Source organism: Micromonospora antibiotica (assembly GCF_017599305.1).
GTDB classification, from domain to species: Bacteria; Actinomycetota; Actinomycetes; order Mycobacteriales; family Micromonosporaceae; genus Micromonospora; species Micromonospora antibiotica.
The window spans coordinates 107,145-131,342 of the sequence record NZ_JAGFWR010000011.1; the positions used below are offsets into that span (position 1 = coordinate 107,145).

22 protein-coding genes are annotated in these 24,198 nt (G+C 70.8%); 13 read left to right on the forward strand and 9 right to left on the reverse strand.

All coding sequences use genetic code 11. From position 1 onward, the window contains the following. Positions 1-37: 37 nt before the first annotated feature. Both JQN83_RS19615 and JQN83_RS19620 read right to left on the reverse strand, forming a co-directional pair. A complete protein-coding gene (locus JQN83_RS19615; protein ID WP_208568591.1) occupies positions 38-1,030 on the reverse strand; it encodes a ketopantoate reductase family protein in 993 nt (330 codons plus the stop codon). Between the two features lie 138 nt (positions 1,031-1,168). Further along, positions 1,169-1,912 carry a M50 family metallopeptidase gene (locus JQN83_RS19620; RefSeq protein ID WP_208568592.1) on the reverse strand — a complete coding sequence of 248 codons (744 nt, stop codon included), beginning with the start codon at positions 1,910-1,912 and terminating at the stop codon, positions 1,169-1,171. Positions 1,913-2,012: 100 nt separating this feature from the next. Here JQN83_RS19620 and JQN83_RS19625 point away from each other — a divergent pair, with 100 nt between their 5' ends. Next, a complete protein-coding gene (locus JQN83_RS19625; protein WP_244252782.1) occupies positions 2,013-2,279 on the forward strand; it encodes a PDDEXK family nuclease in 267 nt (88 codons plus the stop codon). 146 nt (positions 2,280-2,425) lie between these two features. Further along, positions 2,426-3,178: a GH25 family lysozyme gene (locus tag JQN83_RS19630; protein ID WP_208568593.1), complete on the forward strand. Its 753-nt coding sequence runs from the start codon at positions 2,426-2,428 to the stop codon at positions 3,176-3,178. Between the two features lie 99 nt (positions 3,179-3,277). Here the strand turns inward: JQN83_RS19630 and JQN83_RS19635 are convergent, their stop codons facing one another. Together JQN83_RS19635 and JQN83_RS34170 are read right to left on the reverse strand one after the other, a co-directional pair. Further along, positions 3,278-3,511 carry a hypothetical protein gene (locus JQN83_RS19635; RefSeq protein WP_088643959.1) on the reverse strand — a complete coding sequence of 78 codons (234 nt, stop codon included), beginning with the start codon at positions 3,509-3,511 and terminating at the stop codon, positions 3,278-3,280. A 91-nt stretch (positions 3,512-3,602) separates the two neighbouring features. Beyond that, positions 3,603-5,834: a serine/threonine-protein kinase gene (locus JQN83_RS34170; RefSeq protein ID WP_208568594.1), complete on the reverse strand. Its 2,232-nt coding sequence runs from the start codon at positions 5,832-5,834 to the stop codon at positions 3,603-3,605. Between the two features lie 91 nt (positions 5,835-5,925). On the opposite strand from JQN83_RS34170, the gene JQN83_RS19645 reads away from it, so the two are divergent. The 5 genes from JQN83_RS19645 to JQN83_RS19665 all read left to right on the forward strand — a co-directional run bounded on the left by JQN83_RS19645 (position 5,926) and on the right by JQN83_RS19665 (position 10,734). Further along, a complete protein-coding gene (locus JQN83_RS19645) occupies positions 5,926-6,138 on the forward strand; it encodes an acyl-CoA carboxylase subunit epsilon (protein WP_208568595.1) in 213 nt (70 codons plus the stop codon). 264 nt (positions 6,139-6,402) lie between these two features. Further along, the gene (locus JQN83_RS19650; RefSeq protein WP_208568596.1) at positions 6,403-6,870 is read left to right on the forward strand and encodes a hypothetical protein; all 468 of its coding nucleotides are present in this window, start codon (positions 6,403-6,405) and stop codon (positions 6,868-6,870) included. A 1,380-nt stretch (positions 6,871-8,250) separates the two neighbouring features. After that, positions 8,251-9,405: a S8 family serine peptidase gene (locus tag JQN83_RS19655; RefSeq protein ID WP_208568597.1), complete on the forward strand. Its 1,155-nt coding sequence runs from the start codon at positions 8,251-8,253 to the stop codon at positions 9,403-9,405. A 9-nt stretch (positions 9,406-9,414) separates the two neighbouring features. After that, positions 9,415-10,071: a Maf family protein gene (locus JQN83_RS19660; protein WP_208568598.1), complete on the forward strand. Its 657-nt coding sequence runs from the start codon at positions 9,415-9,417 to the stop codon at positions 10,069-10,071. Positions 10,072-10,080: 9 nt separating this feature from the next. Continuing rightward, complete coding sequence (locus JQN83_RS19665; RefSeq protein WP_208568599.1) at positions 10,081-10,734, forward strand: O-methyltransferase; 654 nt, start codon at positions 10,081-10,083, stop codon at positions 10,732-10,734. A gap of 235 nt (positions 10,735-10,969) precedes the next feature. On the opposite strand, the gene JQN83_RS19670 is transcribed toward JQN83_RS19665, so the two are convergent. The 3 genes from JQN83_RS19670 to JQN83_RS19680 form a co-directional block, all read right to left on the reverse strand. Beyond that, positions 10,970-11,725: an ABC transporter permease gene (locus tag JQN83_RS19670; RefSeq protein ID WP_208568600.1), complete on the reverse strand. Its 756-nt coding sequence runs from the start codon at positions 11,723-11,725 to the stop codon at positions 10,970-10,972. A gap of 17 nt (positions 11,726-11,742) precedes the next feature. Next, complete coding sequence (locus tag JQN83_RS19675; RefSeq protein ID WP_208568601.1) at positions 11,743-12,702, reverse strand: ATP-binding cassette domain-containing protein; 960 nt, start codon at positions 12,700-12,702, stop codon at positions 11,743-11,745. A 115-nt stretch (positions 12,703-12,817) separates the two neighbouring features. Continuing rightward, the gene (locus JQN83_RS19680) at positions 12,818-13,507 is read right to left on the reverse strand and encodes a PadR family transcriptional regulator (protein ID WP_307799448.1); all 690 of its coding nucleotides are present in this window, start codon (positions 13,505-13,507) and stop codon (positions 12,818-12,820) included. A gap of 132 nt (positions 13,508-13,639) precedes the next feature. On the opposite strand from JQN83_RS19680, the gene JQN83_RS19685 reads away from it, so the two are divergent. Both JQN83_RS19685 and JQN83_RS19690 read left to right on the forward strand, forming a co-directional pair. After that, the gene (locus tag JQN83_RS19685) at positions 13,640-15,391 is read left to right on the forward strand and encodes an acetyl/propionyl/methylcrotonyl-CoA carboxylase subunit alpha (RefSeq protein WP_208568602.1); all 1,752 of its coding nucleotides are present in this window, start codon (positions 13,640-13,642) and stop codon (positions 15,389-15,391) included. 159 nt (positions 15,392-15,550) lie between these two features. Further along, the gene (locus tag JQN83_RS19690) at positions 15,551-16,990 is read left to right on the forward strand and encodes a GuaB1 family IMP dehydrogenase-related protein (RefSeq protein ID WP_208568603.1); all 1,440 of its coding nucleotides are present in this window, start codon (positions 15,551-15,553) and stop codon (positions 16,988-16,990) included. Positions 16,991-17,331: 341 nt separating this feature from the next. Here JQN83_RS19690 and JQN83_RS19695 read toward each other — a convergent pair whose 3' ends face one another. Next, a complete protein-coding gene (locus tag JQN83_RS19695) occupies positions 17,332-17,901 on the reverse strand; it encodes a TetR/AcrR family transcriptional regulator (RefSeq protein WP_208568604.1) in 570 nt (189 codons plus the stop codon). An 84-nt stretch (positions 17,902-17,985) separates the two neighbouring features. Here JQN83_RS19695 and JQN83_RS19700 point away from each other — a divergent pair, with 84 nt between their 5' ends. From JQN83_RS19700 to JQN83_RS19715, 4 genes are read left to right on the forward strand one after another with little or no spacing between them, the layout of a single operon-like run. Continuing rightward, positions 17,986-18,432, forward strand: coding sequence for a DoxX family protein (locus JQN83_RS19700; protein ID WP_208568605.1), 447 nt, complete (start codon positions 17,986-17,988; stop codon positions 18,430-18,432). A gap of 31 nt (positions 18,433-18,463) precedes the next feature. After that, positions 18,464-18,988: a MarR family winged helix-turn-helix transcriptional regulator gene (locus JQN83_RS19705; protein ID WP_208568667.1), complete on the forward strand. Its 525-nt coding sequence runs from the start codon at positions 18,464-18,466 to the stop codon at positions 18,986-18,988. After that, entirely contained in the window at positions 18,982-20,715 is a 1,734-nt protein-coding gene (locus JQN83_RS19710; RefSeq protein ID WP_208568606.1) for an ABC transporter ATP-binding protein, read from the forward strand. The genes JQN83_RS19705 and JQN83_RS19710 overlap by 7 nt, the downstream gene beginning before the upstream one ends. Next, positions 20,712-22,745, forward strand: coding sequence for an ABC transporter ATP-binding protein (locus tag JQN83_RS19715; protein ID WP_208568607.1), 2,034 nt, complete (start codon positions 20,712-20,714; stop codon positions 22,743-22,745). The genes JQN83_RS19710 and JQN83_RS19715 overlap by 4 nt, the downstream gene beginning before the upstream one ends. Positions 22,746-22,796: 51 nt before the next feature. Here JQN83_RS19715 and thrS read toward each other — a convergent pair whose 3' ends face one another. After that, entirely contained in the window at positions 22,797-24,011 is a 1,215-nt protein-coding gene (gene thrS / locus JQN83_RS19720; RefSeq protein WP_208568608.1) for a threonine--tRNA ligase, read from the reverse strand. Positions 24,012-24,198 lie beyond the last annotated feature (187 nt).

Below are 24,198 nucleotides of genomic sequence, written 5' to 3' on the forward strand. Positions count from 1 at the left end.
CGCGCGCCGCACACCGGTGGGTTGCGTGGTCAGCCGATCATTCTGGTCGCTGCACCAGGTCGGTCAGTTCGGCCAGCGGGAAGGTGCCGGCGGGCAGTCGTTCCCGCGCCAGCCGGCGGACCGCGATCTGCACGGCGGTGTTGGCCGGCGTGGGCACCCCGTACCGGCGGCCGAGCTGCACGATCTCACCGTTGAGGTGGTCGGCCTCGGTGGAACCCGCCGCCCGGGTCAGGCTCTGCCAGGTCGAGCTGCCGCTGCGGGGTTGCCCGTCGACCGGCCGGGTGCCGACCCGGTCACCCCGCTCGGTCCGTTCCTCGTCCTCGCTGGAGTGCGCGATGCCGGCGGCGGCGAGCACGGCGACGCCCTCGGCCCGGACCCGGTCGAGCAGCCAGCCGGGAAGGTCGCCACCGAGCAGGGCCTGCACCCCGTTGCCGAGGTTGTTCAACAGCTTGCCGTACTTCCACCGCATCACGTCGGGCCGCACCGGGGCGACGAAGCCGGCGGCGGTCAGGTCCGCCGACACCGCCACGTCGGTCTCGTCGGCACCGGCCGGATAGCGGCCCAGGTGCAACATCCCCGGGTACGGGTGACCACTGGCGATCACCCGTCCCGGGTCGAGATGGGTCGCCGGCAACCACACGCAGACCGGGTGGACATGGGCGAACAGGCGCAGCGCGGTCGGCTCGTTCGCCACCCCGTTCTGCGCGGTGAACAGGGGCAACCGTTGCCCGGCCGTGCCACCGCCGACGACCGGGGTGTCCGCCCAGGCGTCCAGGGCGGCCCAGGTGTGCTGCGACTTGACGGTCAGTACCAGGGCGGTGTCGGCCGGCAGCGGCTCCGGGCCCGGCCCGCCGGTGGCCGGCCCACGCCAGGTCACCGACCGGTCGGGGGTACGCAGCGTGAGCCCCCGGCGGCGGATCGCGTCCAGGTGCGCGCCCCGAGCCACCAGTGTGACGTCGCGCCCGGCCTCTCCCAGCAGTACGCCGATGGTGCCGCCGACCGCGCCCGCTCCGATGATCACGTATCGCATCGGACCGATTCTGCCCGCATCCGGCCAGGTCGGCGAACCGGCGTCGTCCGCAGGTGCGGGTACCGCACGGCCCCCGACGGCTCGACGCGGGATGCCGCTGGAGGTGCGGTCGCGGTGCAGCGGCCCGGGTGGACGGCCTCAGAGCGGAATGCCGGCCCTGGTGAGCAGCGGCCCGGCGAGCAGGACCGCGCCGACGGCGAGGGCGAACAGGTTGACCAGCCCGAAGACGAACACCCAGAGCAACGCCGGGAAGGGCGTCAGGTGGGCCAACTGGTCGGCGTCGGACTCGGGCATCCGGCCCCGGCTACGCATCCGTTGCAGCTCGAAGACCGGCCGGACGCCGCCGATCAGCAGGAACCAGACCGAGGTCCAGGCGAACACGGCCTGCACCTGCGGGGTGGCGTACCAGGAGACCAGCAGCACCACCCCGCCGGTGATCAGCAGGGAGAGCATCCCGAAGACGTTGCGGACCAGCAGCAGCATGGCGAGCAGCAGCGCGACCGCGACCCAGAGCAGCAGGGTGATCCGGTTGCCGCCGAGCAGCCAGGCACCACCCAGGCCGACCAGCGACGGCGCGACGTACCCGGCGAGCAGGGTGAGGATCATGCCGGGGCCGGTGGGACGGCCGGCGCTCAGGGTGAGGCCGGAGGTGTCCGAGTGCAGCCGGATGCCGTGCAGCCGCCGCCCGGTGAGCAGCGCCGCCAGGGCGTGACCCCCCTCGTGGGCGATGGTCACCGCGTTGCGGGCGACCCGCCAGGACGACCGGACCGCGACGACCGCCAGCGCGGCCAGGGCGGTGAGCACCACCAGCAGGGGCGGCGGGTCGGGTTGGGCGCTGAACAGCCGGTCCCAGAGGTCGCCCAGCCCGTCGATCGACACCATGGCCGGGGAGCCTACCCGGCCGGTTCGTGTTGCTCGACGCTCGTCGCCTCGTACCGTGTGAGACTGACCGGGCGGCGAGCGGAACGGGGGGTGAGGGCCGGTGAGCGCGGCTCCCCTGGAACACCACGTCGGTCTCTGGACCGAGGCCGACTACCTCGCCATGGGCGACACCCCGAGCCGGATCGAACTGCTCGACGGGAGCCTGATCGTGCGCCCTGCTCCGAGCAAGCGGCACCAGCTGGTGTCCCGCCTGCTGGCCAACAGCGCCGAGGCTGCGGCGGGCCGGCTGCTGGCGTTCGAGGCGGTGAACGCCGTTCCGTTGGCAGCTCGACCCGGCCGCGCTGCGCTGAGCCGATCCGTTGCCTGATACCGCCGCTGGCCTGCCCTGACCGGTTCGGATCACCAGACATCCACTCGACCGTTGTCGATGAAAGTTTCCTTAGGACCTCTTGCGATCAAGGGCAGGAATCTCCAAAGATTGGCGTCAATCGATTGGCGTCCCTGGAGGAATCCATGACCCGTACCAGATTCTCGTTGCGCCGGCTGTTCGCCGCCGGTCTCACCGTCGCCGCCACCGCGGCCACGGCCCTCGTCGCCACGGCCGGACCCGCGGCCGCCGCCACCACCGCCGGCGTCGACGTCTCCCACTACCAGGGCTCCATCAACTGGACCAGCGCCCGCAACGCCGGAATCGAGTTCGCCTTCATCAAGGCCACCGAGGGTACGAGCTACAAGGACCCGGACTTCAACACCAACTACGTCAACGCCTACAACGCCGGGGTGATCCGGGGCGCATACCACTTCGCCCGGCCGAACATCTCCTCCGGCGCCACCCAGGCCAACTACCTCGCCAGCAACGGCGGGGCCTGGTCGGCGGACAGCCGCACCCTGCCGGCCGCGCTCGACGTCGAGGCCAACCCGTACAGCGGCGGCACCTGCTACGGGCTGTCCACCACCGGGATGCGCAACTGGATCCAGGACTTCCTCAACACCTACCGCTCCCGCACCGGCCGGTACGCGGTCATCTACACCACCACGAGCTGGTGGAACCAGTGCACCGGCAGTTGGACGGGCCCGTGGGCCAACCACCCGCTCTGGGTGGCCCGCTGGGCGAGCGCGCCCGGCACCCTGCCGGCCGGCGCCTCGGTCTGGAGCTTCTGGCAGTACACCAGCACCGGCAGCGTCTCCGGGATCAGCGGCAACGTCGACCGCAACTACTGGAACGGCACCCGGTCCCGGCTGGTCGCGCTCGCGAACAACACCTGACCGCCCCCACAGCCGGCTCGGCGGCAGCGGGACCGGTCATCACCGTAGGGTCGATGGCTGGTCCGGCTGCCGCCGTCGCGATTCGTGGAGCCCGTCGGGTCAGGCGCTCTTCCGGCTGGTCAACGGCATGGTCACGGCATCCGTGGCGGTGGGCATCGCGGTCCGTCGGCTCAGCCGCCAGGCGGCGACCCCGGCGGCGGCGACCGTCACGACGGCGATCGACACGACCAGCGCGGCCACGCCGGCGCTCAACAGCAGCAGGACGACATCGCCGAGGGCGACGAGCATCCACAGTGCCAGTCTCGGCCGGGCATCCCTGCGTCGGTAACTCATCTCGCTACCTCCTTCCGTCGTCCCGGGTCAGATACCCCGGATGACGGAAAGTCATGCGAAACGATTTCACCCCTGGCGGGAATCCCCCGGGTCAGTTCCTCCGGTCCGGCACGAACCGGCTGGTGATCAGGGCGAAGTTGTCCAGGTTGGCGTTCCAGTCCTTCGCCGCCACCTCCCAGCGGATCGCGTAGCCCCGGTTGGTGGCGGTGACGAAGCCCCGGTTGCGGACGTGGATGCGGGTGTTGTCCCGGCTCTCCAACCAGTCCCAGTCGGCGCAGGTGCGGTAACCGCCGCACGCCTTGATGTCGAGGTACTGGTAGTTGTTGACGATGTTCTTCCGGGACGGTTCCTGGCCCTTCCAGTCGGCGACCGCGTCCTTCTTCGGACTGGGCGTCCACTGGATGAGCAGTTCCCGCACCCCGTTCGGCTCGGTGATGACCACCGCGTCGGAACGGACGCTGCGCCGCCAGCCCTTCGGCACCGGGACCTTGAACGTCGGCCCCTGGTACATCTCCCAGCCCTCAGGCAGCGCGTTCGGGTCGGTGGAAGGGGTGGCCGACGGCGTCGGGCTGGGCGCGGCGCTGGTCGGGGGCGGAGCCGCCGGAGCCGACGTCGGGGCGGCGGAGGACGCGGCGACGCTCGTCGGGTCGGCCTGCGGGGTGCCGTCCCCCGGCTCGTCGGAGCTGGTCAGCAACGGGACGGCCAGCGCCAATCCCACCAGCAGCACCGCGACCAGCGCGCCGATCAGTAGGTTACGTCGCTTGTGGTCCGGTGGCGTCCCGTCGTACACCGGGACGGAGGCGACCCCGGCGGACCCGGCGGACGGGCTGACCGGCGTGTCCAGCACGGCGGTGGGGTTGGCCGGCGGGGCCGGGTCGAGGCCGGCGCGGGCCGCCGGGGCGACCGCGCCGGACGGCCCGGCATCGGTCGGCACACCGGCCTTCGGCGCGGTTTCCGCAGGCGTCGACCCGGGGACCCGGGTGGTCGGTGCGGCGTCCGCGTCGCTCGACGAGACGGTCTCACCGGTCGGTGCGGCGTCCGCGTCGCTCGACGGGACGGCCCCACCGGTCGGTGCGGCATCCGCAGCCACCGACGCGGCCCCACCGGTGGGCGTAGTGCCGGCCGGCTCCACCAGGCTGGTCGGCGCGTCGTCGACGCCACCCGGTGGGGTGACCTTCGTGGTGGGCCCGGCGTCCACTCCGGCCGACATCTTCGTGGTGGCGTCCGCACCCGTGGTCGACGCCCCGGTGACGACAGTCGCCTCCGCAGCGCCGCCCGTAGCGGTGGCACCACCCGCCGTGGCCCGCGCGGCGGCGCTGTCCGACGCCGCCTTCGCCGCCGCGGCACCGGTGGCGGCCCCCGCCGCGGCGGCCAGGGACGACGAGGTCTTCGCGCCCCCGCCCTGCGCGGGGCGGGGTGCCGGCACCACCGGCGTACGCGGCTCACGTGGGCCGTTCGGCCCCGGCCGGCGTACCCCGTCGAGTAGTGAGATGCCCCTGGCGCGCTTGCCGGCGGCCCGGCGCAGCATGCGCTCCGCGACCTCGGCGGTGATCCGCTCGCTCGGGTCCTTGCGGAGCAGGCCGGTCAGCACCGGCTTCAACGGGCCGGCGTTCCTGGCCGGCGGCAGCGGCTCCGTGGCCAGCGCGGCCAGGGTGCCGATCGCCGACGGCCGGGCGTACGGCGACTTGCCCTCCACGGCCGCGTAGAGCGTCGCCCCCAACGACCAGAGGTCCGCCTCCGGCCCGGCGGTGCCGTCCCGGGCCCGCTCCGGCGCGATGTACGCGGGCGAGCCCAGCACCATTCCCGTCCGGGTGACGTTCGGGTCGCCGGGAATGGTGGCCAGTCCGAAATCGGTCAGCACCACCCGGCCGTCGGTGCCGAGCAGCACGTTGCCCGGCTTGACGTCCCGGTGCATCACCCCGGCCTTGTGGGCGGACTTCAGCGCGCCCAGCACGCCCAGGCCGATCTCCACCGCGCGGGCCGGGGGCACCGGCCCGTCCTCGGCGAGGGTGTCCTGCAACGACCTCGACGCCACGTACTCCATGACGATCCACGGGTCACCGTCGGTACGCAGCACGTCGAAGATGCGCACCACGTTGACGTGGTTGAGCCGGGCGATCGCCCGCGCCTCACGCAGCGACCGCTCCCGCATCTCGCGGCGCTCGTCGTCGGTCAGACTGGGCGGCGGGACCAACTCCTTGATGGCGACGTCCCGGTGCAGCACCTCGTCACGTGCCCTCCAGACCCGGCCCATGCCACCCTGACCGAGCGGCGCGAGCAGCCGGTACCGGTCAGCGACGAGTTGGGAAGGCACGTCAGACATCGGTGAGACGGTACCCGGCCGCACCAACGCGCACACCGCCGGCACGCCACTGTGCGACGTGGGTCAACTTGCGGACGCGTACTCTGGCGGCATGTCTGCCGAAGAGCCGCTGTTCCGGGTAGTCCGGGGGGTTCCCACCGCCGAGGAACTGGCCGCGCTGGTGGGCGCGATCACCCTGCGTGCCCGGCCGGCCGGCACACCCAGGCCCGCCGCAGGGTCCACGTGGGCCCGTAGCGCCCGTCCGGTCGGCGTGGTCCCGGTGCCCGGTCGTGACGCCTGGCGCACCTCCGGCCTGCCCCGCTGACAGCCGACGCCACCGGGCCAGGCTTGCCGGCCGACGGCTGGCGGCCGACGGCGGTCGTCCGGGGCTGTTGACTGGCCGTGGGCGGCCGGGGTCAGTGCCGGGGCTGCTGCATGGCGGAGGGCTGCCGGGGCTGCTGCATGGCGGAGGGCGGCCGGGGCTGCTGCATGGCGGAGGGCGGCCGGGGCCGGTGCCGGGGCTGCCGGGATCGCCGAACAGCCACTAGCCTCACTCTGGGAGACGGTGTCGTGACGTTCGGGAGGACCAGTGATCCCTGAGGAGGGCCGCCCAGCTTCTTGGCTGGGCAACTACGGCGGCATCGAGGCCGACATCCGCCAGATGCGGGAGTTCGCCGACCAACTCCAGACCGAGGTCGAACGGAACTACACGCCACACCTGCGCTACATCGCCGACGACATGACCGCCGCCGTACCCAACCCGTGCGACGCGTTCATCGAGCTGGTGCACTTCCTCCAGGCGCACTGGGAGACCCAGCAGGCCACCTCCGACCTGGTGCACGGCCTGGCCGGCGCCACCGGCCGGCTGGCGACCGCCGCCAACCGGATCGCCACCGACTACCAGGGTGCCGACGCCTTCGCCCACGCCCGGGTGACCGACGTCGAACGCGCCCTGCACGGCGCACAGGTCACCGCGTCCACTCTCACCGGCCGTTCCTCGTGGACCGCTCCCGCGCCCAACAGCCCCGAAAATCCGGGCCCGGTGGTGCTGCCGTGATCGAACGGGGCAGCGGCCGTACCTCCGGCCTCACCGACTGGCAACTGATGGACGTGCTCAGCATGTGGGCCTGCCTCCAGGACCAGGAGACCCAGGGGCACTGGAAGCACGTCGCGGGATGGCGCAAGGTCTGCGACCTCGCCCAGGCTCATCTGCGGAGACTCCAGCAGTACCGCAGCGGCCTCGCCGAGGCATGGCCACCCGCCACCAACGACGCCGCCAAGGCGTACCTCGGTGAACTGGACGAGCTGATCAGCAGGGTGCAGCACACCCACGACACCGCCGCCGCCAACCACGACGCCCTCGCCGCCGCCGCCCGCGCCATCGACAGCACCAGACCGCAACTGAAGCGACTACACGACGAGTACGCGACGAAGCTCCAGCAGAAGCGGGGGTACGAAGCGACGCTGGCCGACCCCAAGGCGGCGATGGGCAGCCGGGTGGTGGACCCACCGGTGAGCGATGGCGACCTGGAGCGGCTGAACGTGCAGGCACGCGCGATCATGTTCGGGCTCAGCGGTGAACTCCAACAAGCCCAAGCAATGCTCCAAAAACCCCCAGTCACACGACCAAGTCCTCGGATCGAGCAACTCGGTACCGACCCTTACAGCACCGTCAGTCCAGTTCCAATCATTCCACCAATCACACCTGCACCCATAGCACATCCGTCTAGCCCGAAGAAACCAGTTAAAAGGCTGCAGTTGCCTCCGACGCTGAAGTCGCCATCGGTTGGGTCGGTCATCGGAGATGGTCCAACCCTCGGAGGAATCGCATCGAATCCACCGCCACCCACTACCACCTCACCGACAACACCTACAAACTCTCTGAACACTACGACTGCCGCCGGAACTAAAATGCCACACCTTCCGCCACCAACACCCATAGCGCGAGCATCCAATCCGCCAATTCGGTCAAACCAGGGCCAGAACGCCGAAGTAAACACCCATCCCCCCACAAGTGCAGCCCGCCCAAATTTGCCCGGTGGATTAATAGGGAGCACGCCAACCTACGGTGCCGGGCAACCAGGAGGGCCCCCAACTCGCAGGGTCAATCCCATCGGCGGAGTAATCGGCGGAGGATCTGCCGGCACCGCGCCAACCGGCGCCGCTGGAACTCGACCAGGCGCTGGACGAGGTTCACAATTCTCCTCCGTACACGGCCTTCCACCCATAGGCGGTGGTCCCGGACAGGGATCTTTCTCGGGTTTGAGCGGCACGCCCACACAATTCCCGAAAAGCCGATTCGACACAGAAAGCCGGCGCTGGGATCCGGACAACCCGTGGGAAACCGACCATGGGGTAGCTCCAATCGTCAACCCTCCCGACGAGGGCGGCCCCATCGCCCCGGGGCCAGCAATCGGCTTTACTCGGTGAATCGCCCATGAGAAAAGCCCTCACAATTTCAATTACTTTGCTAATCTATATCATTTCAATCCCACCCTCGACCGCCATTGCAGGAACCCCGCGCCCCGATGGAGCAGAGCGCGTACGGAATGACCAGTGGCATCTAGACTACTTAAACGTGAAGGCTGCACATGCAGTTGCTCGCGGCAAGGGCGTAGTCGTAGCAGTCCCCGACACAGGGGTAGACCCCCACGTCGATTTGCGCAGAAATCTACTTCCAGGATCAGACATGATCCCCGGAGGCCGCGGGGACGGCCAAAAAGATCGCAATAGCCACGGTACGTGCATGGCGGGCCTCATCGCCGCACATGGCAGACCGAACAGGATAGGCGCCTTGGGAGTAGCACCCGAAGCTAAAATACTACCCATTTTTGATACCCCACCAAGCGGCATGGGTGATCCGGACGACTTAGCAGCCAGCATCGATTTCGCTGCGCGAAACGGTGCCGACATAATCAGCATATCGGCCGCCAGTTCGCCCACCAAAGAATTGCAACAGGCAATATCTAGCGCACGAAATGCAGATATACTAGTAGTGGCAGGCGTCGGCAATGCACCCAGAGAAAGCCGCGTCAGCTATCCAGCTTCAGCAGAAGGCGTATTGGCAGTTGGAGGAATAGATCGCAATGGAAGGCACCTCCCGGTATCAGTGACTGGACGGGAAGTAGATTTGGTCGCGCCTGCGATTGACATTTACTGCCCCAGTCTTGGTGGTCGTTACCGCAAGAGCACCGGTACGTCCGATGCGACGGCCATTGTTGCCGGGGCGGCGGCGCTGGTCCGCTCGAAGTACCCCTACCTTCCCGCCGCCGAGGTCGTACACCGGCTGACGGCCACCGCTGTCGACAAAGGTCCTCCCGGCCGCGACGACGAGTACGGCTATGGCGTCATCGACCTGGTGGCCGCGCTCACCGCCGATGTCCCACCCCTCGGCTTCGAGAGCGTCACCGCCGCTCCCCCGCAGGCAGGGACGACGAGCGCAGCCACGTCATCGTCCGGCGGGAACGACGATGGCGGTGCCGCCGTACGGGGGTGGGCGACGTTGGGGGTGATCGTGGCTGCCGGGTGCGGGTTCCTGGTGTGGCGTCGTCGCCGACGTGCCGACGACCCGCCACCACGGATCAGCCGGTAGCGTCGGCCCGTGTCCAATTCTTTGCCGCTGCGCCTCGTACTCGCCTCGCAGAGCCCCGCCCGCCGCAAGTTGCTTCAGGCCGCCGGAATCGAGCCGGACGTACTGGTGAGTGGGGTCGACGAGTCCCAGGTGGTCGCGGATCGGGCCGAGGATCTCTGCCTGGAGTTGGCCCGGCTGAAGGCGCAGGCGGTGTCCGACCGGCTACGTACCACTGCCGACGAGCGGACTCTGGTGTTGGGGTGCGACTCGGTGCTCGCGTTCGACGGTGAGATTCTCGGCAAGCCGGCGGATGCGGCCGACGCCACCCGACGGTGGGAGCGGATGCGTGGGCGCAGCGGGGTGTTGCACACCGGGCACTGTCTGCTCGACGTGGTGCGTGAGTCCCGCGCGGAGGCGGTGGCCTCGACGGTCGTGCACTTCGCGGACGTCACCGATGCGGAGATCGCCGCGTACGTGGCCACGGGTGAGCCGTTGGCGGTGGCGGGGGCGTTCACCATCGACGGGTTGGGCGGGGCGTTCCTGAACGGGATCGAGGGTGATCCGGGAACGGTGGTCGGGTTGTCGTTGCCGCTGCTCCGTGGATTGTTGCGCGATCTGGAGCTGAGCATCACCGACCTGTGGTCGAAGGTCGCGCCGGGCGCCCAGGAGATCGAGCCGCTGGGCTAACGTCCGGTCATGACCACGAAGTCGCTGCCGCTGACGCCGGAACTGCACGCCTACCTCGTCGCCCACGGGTCTCCGCCGGACGAGATCATCCGCGATCTGGCCGAGGAGACCCGCGCGGTGCTGCCGGCGCACGCCGAGATGCAGGTGGCGCCGGAGCAGGCGGCGTTCCTCACCTTCCTGACCCGGCTGCTGGGTGCCCGGCAGGCCGTCGAGGTGGGCACGTTCACCGGGCTGTCGTCGCTGGCGATCGCCCGTGGGCTGCCCGAGGACGGTCGGCTCACCTGCTTCGACATTTCGGAGGAGTTCACCGGTATCGCCCGGTCCTACTGGCAGCGCGCCGGGGTGGCCGACCGGATCGAGTTGCGCATCGGCCCGGCCGCGGAGACGCTCCGGGACTTGCCGCACGAGCGTTACCTGGACTTCGCCTTCATCGACGCCGACAAGACCGGCTACCCGGTGTACTGGGCGGAGTTGGTGCCGAGGATGCGGCCCGGCGCGGTCATCGCGGTCGACAACACCCTGCGCGGCGGCCGGGTGCTCGCCCCCCGTGACGCCGCCGACCGGGCGATCGCCGCCTTCAACGACGAGGTGCTGGCCGACGTACGCGTCGATGCGGTGCTGCTCCCCCTGGCCGACGGCGTCACCCTCGCCCGGGTGCACTGACCGGCCGGCCGGGGGAATGGCGAGTTCGACTCCCCTGGGCCGATGTTGCGGTGTCCACCGCGCACCGATACCGCTCGGCGGCACACAGTCGATCACCTCCCCACGGCATCCGGCCGGGAAGCCGGGATGCCGTGGGGAGGTGGGGTGACGCCGGGAAGCCGGGATGCCGTGGGGAGGCGGGGTGACGGTCTGACGCGACGAGCGCGTGACCGGGCCTCGCCCGGGGTGGGGATCGTCAGCGGACGCTGCGGGCGAACTGTCGGGCCGCCCAGAAGACCCCGGCGGCGGCGAGCACCGCGATGATGCCCAGCCCCTGCCACACCTTGTCGTTGGCGAGGTCACCGGCGAACAACGCCCGGGTGCCGTCGACCGCCCAGGAGAACGGGTTCCACTCGGCGACCCCCTGGAGCCAGCCGGGGGCGAAGGTGAGCGGCAGCAGGATGCCGGAGAGCAGCAGCACCGGCTGGGCCACGGTGTTCATCAACGGGGCGAGCGCGTCCTCGCTCTTGACCTTGAGTGCGACGCCGTACGAGACGGCCGAGGTCATCAGCGCGATCAGGGCCAGCATGAGGTACGCCAGCAGCAGGTCCCCGATGAAGACCCGCAGGTCGAACAGGAGCGCCAGCAGGGTGATGATGATCGCCTGCACGATCAGCGAGACGACGTCGCGCAGGGAGCGGCCGAGCAGCAGGGCGAGCCGGCTGATCGGGGTGACCCGGGACCGCTCGATGACTCCGGCGCGCAGTTCGGCGATCAGGCCGAAGCCCTGGAACAGTCCGCCGAAGATGGCCAGCAGCACCAGCAGGCCGGGTACGAAGATCTTGTACGCGGCGGCCTGGGTGGGCGCGTTCAGCGCCGGCTTGAGCAGCGGGGCGAAGAGCAGCAGGTACATCACCGGCTGGAAGACGCCGACGAAGACCCAGACCGGGTTGCGCAGCAGCAGTTGAAGTTGGCGTTGGAAGATCAGCCAGGTGTCGCGGGCGAATTTCATCCGTGGTCTCCGGTGTCTCAGGACTCGCGCAGCGAGCGGCCGGTCTTGGTGAGGAAGACGTCGTCGAGGCTGGGGCGGTGCAGCTCGATGGAGCTCATGACCAGCCCGGCGTGGTCGAGCCGGCGCAGGACCTGCGGGATGGCGGTGGTGCCCTCGTCGACGTAGAGGCGCAGCCCGCCCTCGTCGACGGTCTCCAGCTTGTTGAGGTATTCCTCGCTGTCGAGGAGTTCGGCGGCCTGCGGGGTGCTCGCCACGTCGAGGCCGACGAGCACGACGTCGCCGGAGATCTCCCGCTTCAGCTCGGCCGGGGTGCCCTCGGCGACCACCTCGCCGTGATCCATGATCGCGATCCGGTCGCAGAGCGCGTCGGCCTCGTCGAGGTAGTGCGTGGTGATGAAGACGGTCATCCCCTCGGTACGCAGCCGGCGGATCTCGTCCCACATGTGCGCGCGGCTCTGCGGGTCGAGGCCGGTGGTCGGCTCGTCGAGAAAGACGATCTTCGGCTCGTGGATGATGCCGAGGGCGATCTCCACCCGTCGCCGCTGGCCGCCCGAGTAGGTCTTGCACTTGCGGTCCGCGTACTCGGTGAGCTGGAAGGCCTCCAGGGCGCGGACCGCGCGGCGGTGCGCGTCGGCCTTGCCGATGCCGTACATCCGGGCGTGCAGGACGAGTTCCTCGCGGGCGGTGCTCTCGTCCCAGGTGCTGCCACCCTGGGCGACGTAGCCGATCCGGCGGCGTACCTCGGCCGGGTCCTTGCGCAGGTCGGCACCGGCGATGGTGGCCTCGCCGCCGTCCGGCTCGATGAGCGTGGCGAGCATCCGCAGGGTGGTGGTCTTGCCGGCGCCGTTGGGGCCGAGGAAACCGAAGATCTCTCCCGCCGGGACCTGAAGATTCACCCCCCGGACGGCGTCGACCGTTTTCGTCTCCCGACCCTGCCGGGAGCGGAACGACTTCCGCAGCCCTCTGGTCTCGATCATCTCTGCTCCTGGTCGTCCGGGCCGGGTGGTGCCGGCCGTCGTCTGCCCCCGTGACGCCATGCGGCGCACTCCCGCAACGGGCCGGAAGCAGGCTAACGCGATATAGCTTCTATGGTCAACGTTGATTATTACTTTTCTCGGCGGGCGGCAGAGCACCGTCGGCCGTGCCGGGCGGCAGAGCGCCGTCGGCCGCGCCGCGCTGCGGAGCGCCGTCGGTCCAGCCGGGCCAGACGCCTGCCCCCGTCAGCCCAGCAGGCAGGTACGACACTCCGGAGTCGATCCGCTCGGCGATCCGCCCGCACCACGCCATCTCCGCCTCGGCCCGGGCCAACCACAGCTCGAACATCCAGGTCACGTGCACCGGCCTGCTGTTGCGCACCCAGTCGGAGTCCAACGAGGCACGCATCGACTCGACACCGGCACGCAGCAGATTCGCCCGGTTGCGCAGCGCCGCCGCCGCCTCCTCGCGGGGCATCGCCGGCAGGAACGAGAAGGCCGACGCGAACGGGTCCGGCACCTCGTGCAGCTGCCACCACTGCGCCCGCAGCAACGTCTCGAACTCCTCGTCCCCCTTGGGCGTCACCTCGTACGTGGTGCGCGCCGGACGGGCACCGACCTGCTCGGTGGCGACCGCCCGCAACAGTCCCTCCTCGGTCAGCTTGCGCAACGCGTGATAGATCGAGCCGGGCTGCACGTTCGCCCACTTGTCGGCACCCCAGCTCAACAGCTCGCGGCGTACGTCGTAGCCATGCACGGGCTGCATCCACCGGACCAGCCCCAGGATCATCAACCGAGTCGCAGACACCGTACAAGCGTAATAACCAAGTTTGACTAGTCGACCGCGCCCACAGTGCGGCATCCCACACTGAATGATCGTTAGGGGGCCTCCGGGCTGCCGATACACTCCCGAGGCAACGACCCCGGGAGGAGCACCAAGGTGCGCAAGGTACTCATCGCCAACCGTGGAGAGATCGCCGTCCGCGTCATCCGGGCCTGCCGCGACGCGGGTCTGGGCAGCGTCGCCGTCTACGCGGACTCCGACCGGGACGCCCTGCACACCACCCTCGCCGACGAGGCGTACGCCCTCGGTGGCGACACCGCCGCCGACAGCTACCTGCGCATCGACAAGCTGATCGAGGTGGCCCGGCGGGCCGGCGCGGACGCCGTACACCCGGGTTACGGCTTCCTCTCCGAGAATGCCGACTTCGCCCAGGCCGTGCTGGACGCGGGCCTGACCTGGATCGGTCCGACCCCGCAGGCGATCCGCGACCTCGGTGACAAGGTCACCGCCCGGCACCTCGCCCAGCGGGCCGGTGCGCCCCTGGTCCCCGGCACCGCCGACCCGGTCGCCGACGCCGACGAGGTGACCGCCTTCGCCGTCGAGCACGGCCTGCCGGTCGCCATCAAGGCCGCCTTCGGCGGGGGCGGGCGGGGCCTCAAGGTGGCCCGCACCCTGGAGGAGATCCCCCACCTGTTCGAGTCGGCCACCCGGGAGGCGGTCGCCGCGTTCGGCCGGGGCGAGTGCTTCGTCGAGCGCTACCTCGACCAGCCCCGGCACGTCGAGGCGCAGGTGCTGGCCGACCGGCACGGCAACGTCGTCGTCGTCGGCACCCGGGACTGCTCCCTGCAACGCCGGCACCAGAAGCTGGTCGAGGAGGCCCCCGCGCCGTTCCTCACCGACGCGCAGCGCAACCAGATCCACGACAGCGCCAAGGCGATCTGCCGGGAGGCCGGCTACCACGGCGCCGGCACGGTCGAATACCTGGTCGGCGGCGACGGCACCGTCTCCTTCCTGGAGGTCAACACCCGGCTCCAGGTGGAGCACCCGGTCACCGAGGAGACCGCCGGCGTCGACCTGGTCCGCGAGCAGTTCCGGATCGCCGACGGCGAGAAACTGCGGTTCACCGCGGACCCGACCCCGCGCGGGCACGCCATCGAGTTCCGGATCAACGGCGAGGACCCGGGCCGCAACTTCCTGCCCGCCCCCGGCACCATCACCGCGCTGCGGCTGCCCACCGGCCCCGGCGTCCGGGTCGACACCGGGGTCAGCGCCGGTGACGTGATCGGCGGCAACTTCGACTCGCTGCTGGCCAAGGTGATCGTCACCGGCGAGACCCGCGCCGAGGCGATCGAACGGGCCCGCCGGGTGCTCGACGAGATGGTCGTCGAGGGGATGGCCACCGCGCTGCCGTTCCACCGCCTCGTCGTCCGGGACCCGGCGTTCACCACCGAGCCGTTCACCGTGCACACCCGGTGGATCGAGACCGAGTTCGACAACCCGATCCCGGCGTTCACCGCCACCGCCGGCCCCGCCGACACGGCGGCGGCACGCGAGACCGTCGTGGTCGAGGTGGGCGGCAAGCGGCTGGAGGTCACCCTCCCCGCCGGCCTCACCGGGGGTACGACCACCGCAGCCCCCGCCGCCCGCCGGCCGGCCCGCCGGGGTGGCGGCACCGGCACGGGTACGGCGGTCAGCGGCGACGCGCTCACCTCCCCCATGCAGGGCACCATCGTCAAGATCGCCGTCTCGGACGGGGACACCGTCGCCGAGGGGGACCTGGTCGTCGTCCTGGAGGCGATGAAGATGGAGCAGCCGTTGCACGCGCACAAGGCGGGCACGGTCGCGGGGCTCGCCGCCGAGGTGGGTGCGGTGCTCACCGCCGGTGCGGCGATCTGCACCATCGCCTGACCCGCTCCACGGCCCCGCCGCCTGTTCCGCCTTCCGGCCGTACCCCCTGGTGGGGCTGGCAGATCCCCGGCCCCCCGCCACCGGACGGCCCCCGCAGCGGTGGGGTGGTCTGGGCCACCGACGGCGGCGGGACGGGCCGGAAGCGGGAATGATGGCGGGGTGAGGTTCCTTCATGGCGCGGTGCCCGCGCACGACCTGACCTACAACGACGTCTTCATGGCCCCGGCCCGGTCCGAGGTCGGTTCGCGGCTCGACGTCGACCTGTCCACCGGTGACGGCACCGGCACCACCATCCCGCTGGTGGTGGCGAACATGACGGCGGTGGCCGGCCGGCGGATGGCCGAGACGGTGGCCCGGCGCGGCGCGATCGCGGTCATCCCGCAGGACATCCCGATCGAGGTGGTCGCCACCGTGGTCGACTGGGTCAAGCAACGGCACCTGGTGCACGACACCCCGATCACGCTCGGCCCGACCGACACCGTCGGCGACGCCATCCACCTGCTGCCCAAGAAGTCCCACGGCGCGGTGGTGGTCGTCGACGAGGCCGGTCGGCCGGTGGGGGTGGTCACCGAGGCGGACACCCACGAGGTGGACCGGTTCGCCCAACTCCAACACGTGATGTCGACCGAGCTGCACACGGTGCCGGCCGACGCGGACCCGCGTACCGGATTCGAACGGCTCAACGCGGGACGGCGGCGACTGGCCCCGGTGGTCGACGACGACGGCCGCCTGGTCGGGGTGCTCACCCGGCAGGGTGCGCTGCGGGCCACCCTCTACCGGCCGGCCGTCGACGACCGGGGGCGGCTGCGCATCGCGGCGGCCGTCGGCATCAACGGTGACGTCACCGGAAAGGCCGAGGCACTGCTCGCGGCAGGCGTCGACACCCTGGTGGTGGACACCGCGCACGGGCACCAGGAACGGATGATCTCCGCGTTGCGGGCGGTCCGCAAACTGGACCCCCCGGTCCCGGTGGCCGCCGGCAACGTGGTCACCGCCGAGGGGGTACGCGACCTGGTCGAGGCGGGCGCGGACATCATCAAGGTCGGGGTGGGACCGGGCGCGATGTGCACCACCCGGATGATGACCGGGGTCGGCCGACCCCAGTTCTCCGCCGTGCTGGACTGCGCGGCGGCGGCCCGCGCCCTCGGCCGGCACGTCTGGGCCGACGGCGGGGTACGCCACCCCCGGGACGTGGCGCTGGCGCTGGCCGCCGGGGCGTCCAACGTGATGGTGGGCTCCTGGTTCGCCGGCACCTACGAGTCGCCGGGTGACCTCTACACCGAGCCGGACGGGCGACGCTACAAGGAGAGCTTCGGGATGGCCTCGTCGCGCGCGGTCAGCGCCCGGACCGCCGAGGACAGCGCCTTCGACCGCGCCCGTAAGGCGATCTTCGAGGAGGGCATCTCCACCGCCCGGATGTACCTGGATCCGGCCCGCCCCGGCGTCGAGGACCTGATCGACGAGATCATCTCCGGGGTACGCAGCGCCTGCACCTACGCCGGCGCCCGCACCCTCGACGAGTTCCACGAACGCGCCCTGGTCGGCATCCAGAGCCACGCCGGCTACACCGAAGGCATGCCCCTCCCCACCAGCTGGTAACCCCCGCCCCTCCCACCCCCACCCCTCGCCCCCACCCGCCCCGCCCCGGACGAGTTGATCAAGAGGTTTACGTCACCCCACCCGCCCCAACTGACGCAAACCTCTTGATCACCCCACCGTCTGAGTGCCTGAGGCGGTGATCAAGAGGTTCGCGTCAGGAATTCCGTTGCCGGTGACGTAAACCTCTTGATCACCCGAGCAGAGGGGTTGGTGAGGTGGTGATCAAGAAGTTTGCGTCGGGAATCTGGCGGTGGGTGACGTAAACCTCTTGATCAACTCACCCTAGGGCGGGCGGGGCGAGGGGGCGGGGATGAGGGGGCGGGGGTGGGTGGGTGGGTGGGTCAGGGTGGGGGGATTAGGTGGCGGATTACGGTACGGGCGGCGGCGCGGGGGTCGGCGTCGATGTCGGGGGGTAGCGCGCCGGAGAGCCAGAGCGTGGCGAAGCCGTGCACGATCGACCAGGCGGCCAACGCGTCCGTCCGTGACTCGCCCGGCTCGGCCCGGTGCGGTGGCAGGGCCGCCACGCCGAGGTGCAGCGCCGCACCCGCGCGCTCCCGGGCGGCCCGCACCTCGGGGGTGTCGGCCCGGTAGAGGTCGGGTCGGAACATCACCTCGAAGTGCGCTCGGTGACTGACGGCGAAGTCCACGTAGGCCACCCCGACGTCGAGCAGGTCGTCACCGGCTGCGGTCAGCGCGGCGGCCAGCAGGTCGAACCCCTCGACGGCGAGGGCGGTGAGCAACCCGGCCTTGTCGCCGAAGTGGTGGGTCGGGGCGGCGTGCGAGACGCCCGCGCGGCGGGCGAGGTCGCGCAGGCTGAGCGCCGCCGGGCCGGATTCTTCGATCGCCGCCACCGCCGCCGCGAGCAGGGCGCGAGGCAGATCTCCGTGGTGGTAGGCGCGGGTGACGGTCATGACACGATCGTATCTTTACGTTGACAAGAAAGCGATCGGGACGGCATCTTGGCAATATAAAGATTTGCGCCTCAGGAGGTTCGCATGGTTCCGTTCATCGCTCTGCTCGTCGGCACCGCCGTCGCACGCCTGGTCGGTCTGGCGGGCGTGGACGCGCTCGACGGCTGGCACCCCGCGCTCCGCGTCGGCCTGGCACTACTTTTCGTGCTGACCGGTTTCGCCCACTTCACCTCGCCCCGCCGGGAGGGTCTGATCGCCATGGTCCCGCCCCGCCTGCCCTTCCCCGGCGCCCTGGTCACCGCGACCGGAGTGCTGGAGCTGGCGGGCGCGGTGGGCCTACTGGTCCCGGTCACCGCCCGCCCGGTCGCCGCCGGCCTGGCCCTGATGATGGTGGCGATGTTCCCCGCGAACGTCTCGGCGGCCCGACGCCACCTGACCCTGGCCGGTCGACCCGTCACCCCGCTCGGTCCGCGTACGGCGCTCCAGATCCTGTACGTGGGAGCAGCCCTGGCCATTTCGTTTGGCCCCTGACGGTCCGGGGGCTAACATACTCAGCGTGCAGATGGAACCACTGGCTGCCTACCCCGACGTGCTCCGTACCGTGCCGCTCGGGCGGCTGCTGTCGGTCGCCGGCCACCTCGTCGACCAGCACTGGGGTCGTTACCTGGCCGAACACCACGGCCTCACCCCGGCCGGGATGCGGGTGCTGTTCACCCTGAACCACCTCGACGACGCCACCCACCGGGACGTCGCCGACCGCTGCTTCGTCCGGCCCGCCACCCTCACCGGGATCGTCGACACCCTCGAACGGGACGGTTTCGTCGAGCGCCGCCGCGACGACGCCGACCGGCGGACCGTCCGACTGGCGCTGACCGACAAGGGCCGGGAACACACCCGCTCCCTGGTCGACCGGATGCGCACCGACACCCCGCTCACCTCCGTCGACGCCGACCCGGCCCGGCGCGCGGTGATCCGGGATTTTCTGATCGAGGTCATCACGACCATGTCCGACGGGGAGGACAAGAGGTTGACAACACAGCACCAGGACACGACCGACGACCCGAGGCCCGGGAGCCATCCGTGCTGATCAGTCTGCTGCGCCGCTACCTGCGGCCCTACCACCGGCCGCTGGGCGCGGTGGTGCTGCTCCAGTTCGTCGGCACGATGGCCTCGCTCTACCTGCCGAGCCTCAACGCCGACATCATCGACCTGGGGGTGGCCCGGGGCGACACCGACTACATCATCCGTACCGGCGGTTGGATGCTGCTGGTCAGCCTGCTCCAGATCGCCTGCGCGGTGACGGCGGTCTACTTCGGCGCGCGGACCGCGATGGCCTTCGGCCGGGACGTCCGCGCGGCGATCTTCAGGCAGGTCAACCGGTTCTCCGCCCGCGAGGTGGCCCGCTTCGGCGCACCCTCGCTGATCACCCGCAACACCAACGACGTGCAACAGGTGCAGATGCTCGTGCTGATGAGCTGCACCATGCTGGTCGCCGCGCCGATCATGAGCGTCGGCGGGGTGGTGATGGCGCTGCGGGAGGACATCGGCCTGTCCTGGCTGATGCTGGTCAGCGTGCCGGTGCTCGCCATCGCACTGGGCCTGGTCATCCGCCAGATGGTGCCCGGGTTCCGGCTCATGCAGACCCGCATCGACACGGTCAACCGGGTGCTCCGCGAGCAGATCACCGGCATCCGGGTGGTCCGGGCGTTCGTCCGCGAGCCGTACGAGACGCAGCGGTTCGGGGTGGCCAACGCCGATCTGACCGCCACCGCCCTGCGGGTCGGTCGACTGATGGCGCTGATCTTCCCGGTGGTGATGCTGGTGCTCAACGTCTCCAGCGTCGCCGTGCTGTGGTTCGGGGCGCAGCGGGTCGACTCCGGGCAGATCCAGATCGGCGCGCTGACCGCCTTCCTGGCGTACCTGATGCAGATCCTGATGGCCGTCATGATGGCCACCTTCATGCTGATGATGGTGCCGCGCGCGGCGGTCTGCGCCGAACGCGTCACCGAGGTGCTGGACACCGAGTCCACTGTGGTGCCACCGGCCGAGCCGGTCACCCGGGTCGACGGCCACGGTGAGCTGGAGCTGCGCGGCGTGGCCTTCCAGTACCCGGGGGCCAGCGCGCCGGTGCTGCACGACATCTCGTTCCGGGCCACCCCGGGGCGGACCACCGCCGTGATCGGCTCGACCGGCGCCGGCAAGACCACCCTGCTGACCCTGATCCCCCGGCTGGTCGACCCGACCGCCGGCACGGTGCTGGTCGACGGGGTCGACGTCCGCGAACTGGCCCCCGAGGAGCTGTGGCGGCGGATCGGCCTGGTGCCGCAGAAGCCCTACCTGTTCACCGGCACGGTGGCCAGCAACCTGCGCTACGGCAACCCGGACGCCACCGACGAGGAGCTGTGGACGGCGTTGGAGATCGCCCAGGCCCGGGACTTCGTGGCCCAGATGACCGGCGGGCTGGACGCCCCGATCACGCAGGGCGGGACGAACGTCTCCGGTGGGCAGCGGCAACGCCTCGCCATCGCGCGGGCGCTCGTCCGCAAGCCGGAGATCTACCTGTTCGACGACTCGTTCTCGGCGCTCGACCTGGGCACCGACGCCCGGTTGCGGGCCGCGCTGCGCCCGGTCACCGCCGACGCCGCAGTGGTGATCGTCGCCCAGCGGGTCTCCACGATCATCGACGCCGACCAGATCATCGTGCTGGAGGACGGAGGCGTGGTCGGGATGGGCCGACACGACGAGCTGCTCGACGACTGTCCGACGTACGCCGAGATCGTGGCGTCCCAGCAGACGACGGGGGTGCCGGCATGACCGCCGTACCCGAGCAGAAGAAGGCCCCGGAGGAGACCACGCCGAAGCGGCTACCGGCGGCCGGCCGGCGCACCGGCGGGCCGCCGTGGATGAGCGCCGGCATGCCGGCGGAGAAGTCGATGAACTTCGGGCCGTCGGCCCGCCGGCTGCTCGGCCGGCTGCGACCGCACCGGGTGCCGCTGACCGGCATCATCGCCCTGGCGGTGACCAGCGTCGGGTTCAGCGTGATCGGGCCGAAGATCCTCGGCCACGCCACCGACATCATCTTCGCCGGGGTGATCGGCCGGCAGTTGCCTGCGGGCACCACCGTCGACCAGGCGGTGTCCGGGATGCGGGCCGCCGGCAACGACAACCTCGCCGACATGGTCGCCCGGATGGACGTGGTCCCCGGGGCCGGCATCGACTTCGACGCCCTCGGCCGGACGCTGCTGTTCGCCCTCGGCCTCTATGTCGCCGCCAGCCTGCTGATGTGGTGGCAGGGCTGGCTGCTCAACGGGGTGGTGCAGGCCACCGTGCTGCGGTTGCGTGCCGAGGTGGAGGAGAAACTCAACCGGCTGCCGCTGCCCTACTTCGACCGGCAGCCGCGCGGCGAGCTGCTCAGCCGGGTCACCAACGACATCGACAACATCTCGCAGACCCTGTCGCAGACGCTGAGCCAACTGCTCACCTCGCTGCTGACCGTGGTCGGCGTACTGGCGATGATGTTCTGGATCTCGCCGCTGCTGGCGCTGGTCGCGCTGGTCGCGGTGCCGCTGTCGGTGATCGTGACGCAGCAGATCGCCAAGCGGTCGCAGCAGAAGTTCATCGCCCAGTGGACCCACACCGGCGAGCTGAACGGTCAGATCGAGGAGGCGTTCACCGGCCACGAACTGGTCAAGGTCTTCGGTCGCTCCCCGGAGGTGGAGGCCACCTTCCACGCCAAGAACGAGGAGTTGTTCCGGGCCAGCTTCGGCGCCCAGTTCATCTCCGGGATCATCATGCCGGCGATGATGTTCGTCGGGAACCTCAGCTACGTGGCGATCGCCGTGGTCGGCGGGCTGCGGGTGGCGTCGGGGTCGATGAGCCTCGGTGACGTGCAGGCGTTCATCCAGTACTCGCGGCAGTTCACCCAGCCGCTCACCCAGCTCGCCTCGATGGCGAACCTGCTCCAGTCCGGGGTGGCCTCCGCCGAACGGGTGTTCGCCGTCCTCGACGCCGACGAGCAGAGCCCCGACCCGGCCACGCCGGCCCGGGTCGTCGAACCGCACGGCCGGGTCGAGTTCGAGAACATCTCCTTCCGGTACGACCCGGACAAGCCGCTGATCGACGACCTGTCGCTGGTCGCCGAGCCCGGCCACACCGTCGCCATCGTCGGCCCCACCGGCGCCGGCAAGACCACCCTGGTCAACCTGGTGATGCGCTTCTACGAACTGGACGCCGGGCGGATCACCCTCGACGGGGTGGACATCACCACGCTGCGCCGCGACGACCTGCGCGGCCGGATCGGCATGGTGCTCCAGGACACCTGGCTGTTCGGCGGCACCATCCGGGACAACATCGCCTACGGCCGGCCGGACGCCACCGAGGAGGAGATCCTCGCCGCCGCGCGGGCCACCTTCGTGGACCGGTTCGTCCGTAGCCTCCCCGACGGGTACGACACCGTCATCGACGAGGAGGGCAGCAACGTCAGTGCCGGGGAGAAGCAGCTCATCACCATCGCGCGGGCGTTCCTGGCGGAGCCGTCGCTGCTGATCCTGGACGAGGCGACCAGCTCGGTGGACACCCGTACCGAGGTGCTGCTGCAACGGGCGATGGCGGCGCTGCGCTCCGACCGGACCAGCTTCGTCATCGCGCACCGGCTGTCCACGATCCGCGACGCCCACCTGATCCTGATGATGGAGGACGGGCGGATCGTCGAGCAGGGCACCCACCAGCAACTGCTCGCCGCGCGGGGGGCGTACCACCGGCTCTACCAGGCGCAGTTCGCCGCGGCGGTGGTCGACGACGAGGTTGCGCCGGCAGCGGCGGCACCGGCACCGGCCCGGGGCTGAGTGACAGACCGGTGCGGGGGCCGGGGGGACGATCCCCCGGCCCCCGCACCGTCAGCCGGCCGGGAGGAGCTGCGCCGAGCGGGCCGCCACCACCGCGCCGATCAGCCGCACCGCGTCCGCCGCCGGCATCGGGTCGAGGCTGCGACCGTCGCGCAGCCGCAGGGCCACCGCGTCGGCGGCGGCCTCGCGGGCCCCGACCACCCCGACGTACGGCACCCGGCGGCGGGCCGCGTCGCGGACCCGGGCACCCAGCGAACCGCCCGCGTCCACCTCGACCCGCAGCCCGGCGTCGACCGCCCGGCGGGCCACCCGGTCCACCGCGTCGGCCTGCCCGGCGTCGACCGGCAGGAGCAGCAGCTGCACCGGGGCGTACCAGGGCGGGAAGGCGCCCTCGTGCGCCTCGATCAGATAGGCGAACAGCCGCTCCATGCTCCCGACCAGGCTGCGGTGCACCAGCACCGGTCGTCGCCGGGCACCCGCCGCATCGGTGTACGACAGGTCGAACTTCTCCGGCTTGTCGAAGTCGATCTGCACGGTGGAGATGGTCGACTCCCGGCCTGCCGCGTCGACGATCTGGATGTCGATCTTCGGGCCGTAGAAGGCGGCCTCACCGGGGACCTCCACGTGGTCCACCCCGTCGAGGGCGGCCCGGAGCAGCTCTTCGGCGCGTGCCCAGGACGCGTCGTCCCCGACGTACTTCGCGCCCGGCCCGCGCAGCGACAACCGGAACCCGGCCGGGCGGACGCCGAGCGCCGCGTGCGCCTGGCGGATCAGCCGCAGGATCTCCCGCACCTCGTCGCCGACCTGCTCCAGGGTGCAGAAGTTGTGCGCATCGTTGAGCGAGATCGCCCGCACCCGGGCCAGCCCGCCGAGCACCCCGGACCGTTCCGCCCGGTACATCCCACCCAGCTCGCCGACGCGCAGCGGCAACTCCCGGTAGGAGCGGCCCCGGGCCCGGTAGACCAGCGCGTGGTGCGGGCAGAGCGCCGGCCGGAGCAGCAACTCGTCGTCACCCATCCGCATCGGTGGGAACATCTCGTCGGCGAAGTGGCCGAGGTGCCCGGACAGCGCGAACAACTCGCGCCGGCCCAGCGGTGGCGAGTAGACGTGCTGGTAGCCGGCCCGGCGTTCCAGCTCGCGGACGTACTCCTCGACGGCGTGCCGGGCCGCCGCGCCGGCCGGCAGCCAGATCGGCAGCCCGGCCCCCGCGAGCGGATCGGAGACGAACAGGTCCAGCTCCCGGCCGAGCCTACGGTGGTCGATCATGTCGCGCTCCTTGATCGGGTACGACCCGGAGGCGACCGTGCCCGCGACGCCACGAGGCCCCGGGCGGATCGCCCGGGGCCTCGTCGACGGTGAACGTCAGTGCGGCACGCCGGGATCTCCCGGCGTCGTGGTCACCACAGCACTGCGCATACCGTCACCGTACGACCCCGGCGACGCCCGGGGCGAA

Excerpts from the sequence above, each read along its gene's own strand:
- thrS (WP_208568608.1), bottom strand. The coding sequence starts at position 24,011 with ATGATCGACCACCGTAGGCTCGGCCGGGAGCTGGACCTGTTCGTCTCC.
- JQN83_RS19675 (WP_208568601.1), bottom strand. The coding sequence starts at position 12,702 with ATGATCGAGACCAGAGGGCTGCGGAAGTCGTTCCGCTCCCGGCAGGGT.
- JQN83_RS19655 (WP_208568597.1), top strand. The coding sequence starts at position 8,251 with ATGAGAAAAGCCCTCACAATTTCAATTACTTTGCTAATCTATATCATT.
- JQN83_RS19715 (WP_208568607.1), top strand. The coding sequence starts at position 20,712 with ATGACCGCCGTACCCGAGCAGAAGAAGGCCCCGGAGGAGACCACGCCG.
- JQN83_RS19620 (WP_208568592.1), bottom strand. The coding sequence starts at position 1,912 with ATGGTGTCGATCGACGGGCTGGGCGACCTCTGGGACCGGCTGTTCAGC.
- JQN83_RS19705 (WP_208568667.1), top strand. The coding sequence starts at position 18,464 with ATGGAACCACTGGCTGCCTACCCCGACGTGCTCCGTACCGTGCCGCTC.
- JQN83_RS19615 (WP_208568591.1), bottom strand. The coding sequence starts at position 1,030 with ATGCGATACGTGATCATCGGAGCGGGCGCGGTCGGCGGCACCATCGGC.
- JQN83_RS19695 (WP_208568604.1), bottom strand. The coding sequence starts at position 17,901 with ATGACCGTCACCCGCGCCTACCACCACGGAGATCTGCCTCGCGCCCTG.
- JQN83_RS19630 (WP_208568593.1), top strand. The coding sequence starts at position 2,426 with ATGACCCGTACCAGATTCTCGTTGCGCCGGCTGTTCGCCGCCGGTCTC.
- JQN83_RS34170 (WP_208568594.1), bottom strand. The coding sequence starts at position 5,834 with ATGTCTGACGTGCCTTCCCAACTCGTCGCTGACCGGTACCGGCTGCTC.
- JQN83_RS19665 (WP_208568599.1), top strand. The coding sequence starts at position 10,081 with ATGACCACGAAGTCGCTGCCGCTGACGCCGGAACTGCACGCCTACCTC.
- JQN83_RS19645 (WP_208568595.1), top strand. The coding sequence starts at position 5,926 with ATGTCTGCCGAAGAGCCGCTGTTCCGGGTAGTCCGGGGGGTTCCCACC.
- JQN83_RS19700 (WP_208568605.1), top strand. The coding sequence starts at position 17,986 with ATGGTTCCGTTCATCGCTCTGCTCGTCGGCACCGCCGTCGCACGCCTG.
- JQN83_RS19635 (WP_088643959.1), bottom strand. The coding sequence starts at position 3,511 with ATGAGTTACCGACGCAGGGATGCCCGGCCGAGACTGGCACTGTGGATG.
- JQN83_RS19670 (WP_208568600.1), bottom strand. The coding sequence starts at position 11,725 with ATGAAATTCGCCCGCGACACCTGGCTGATCTTCCAACGCCAACTTCAA.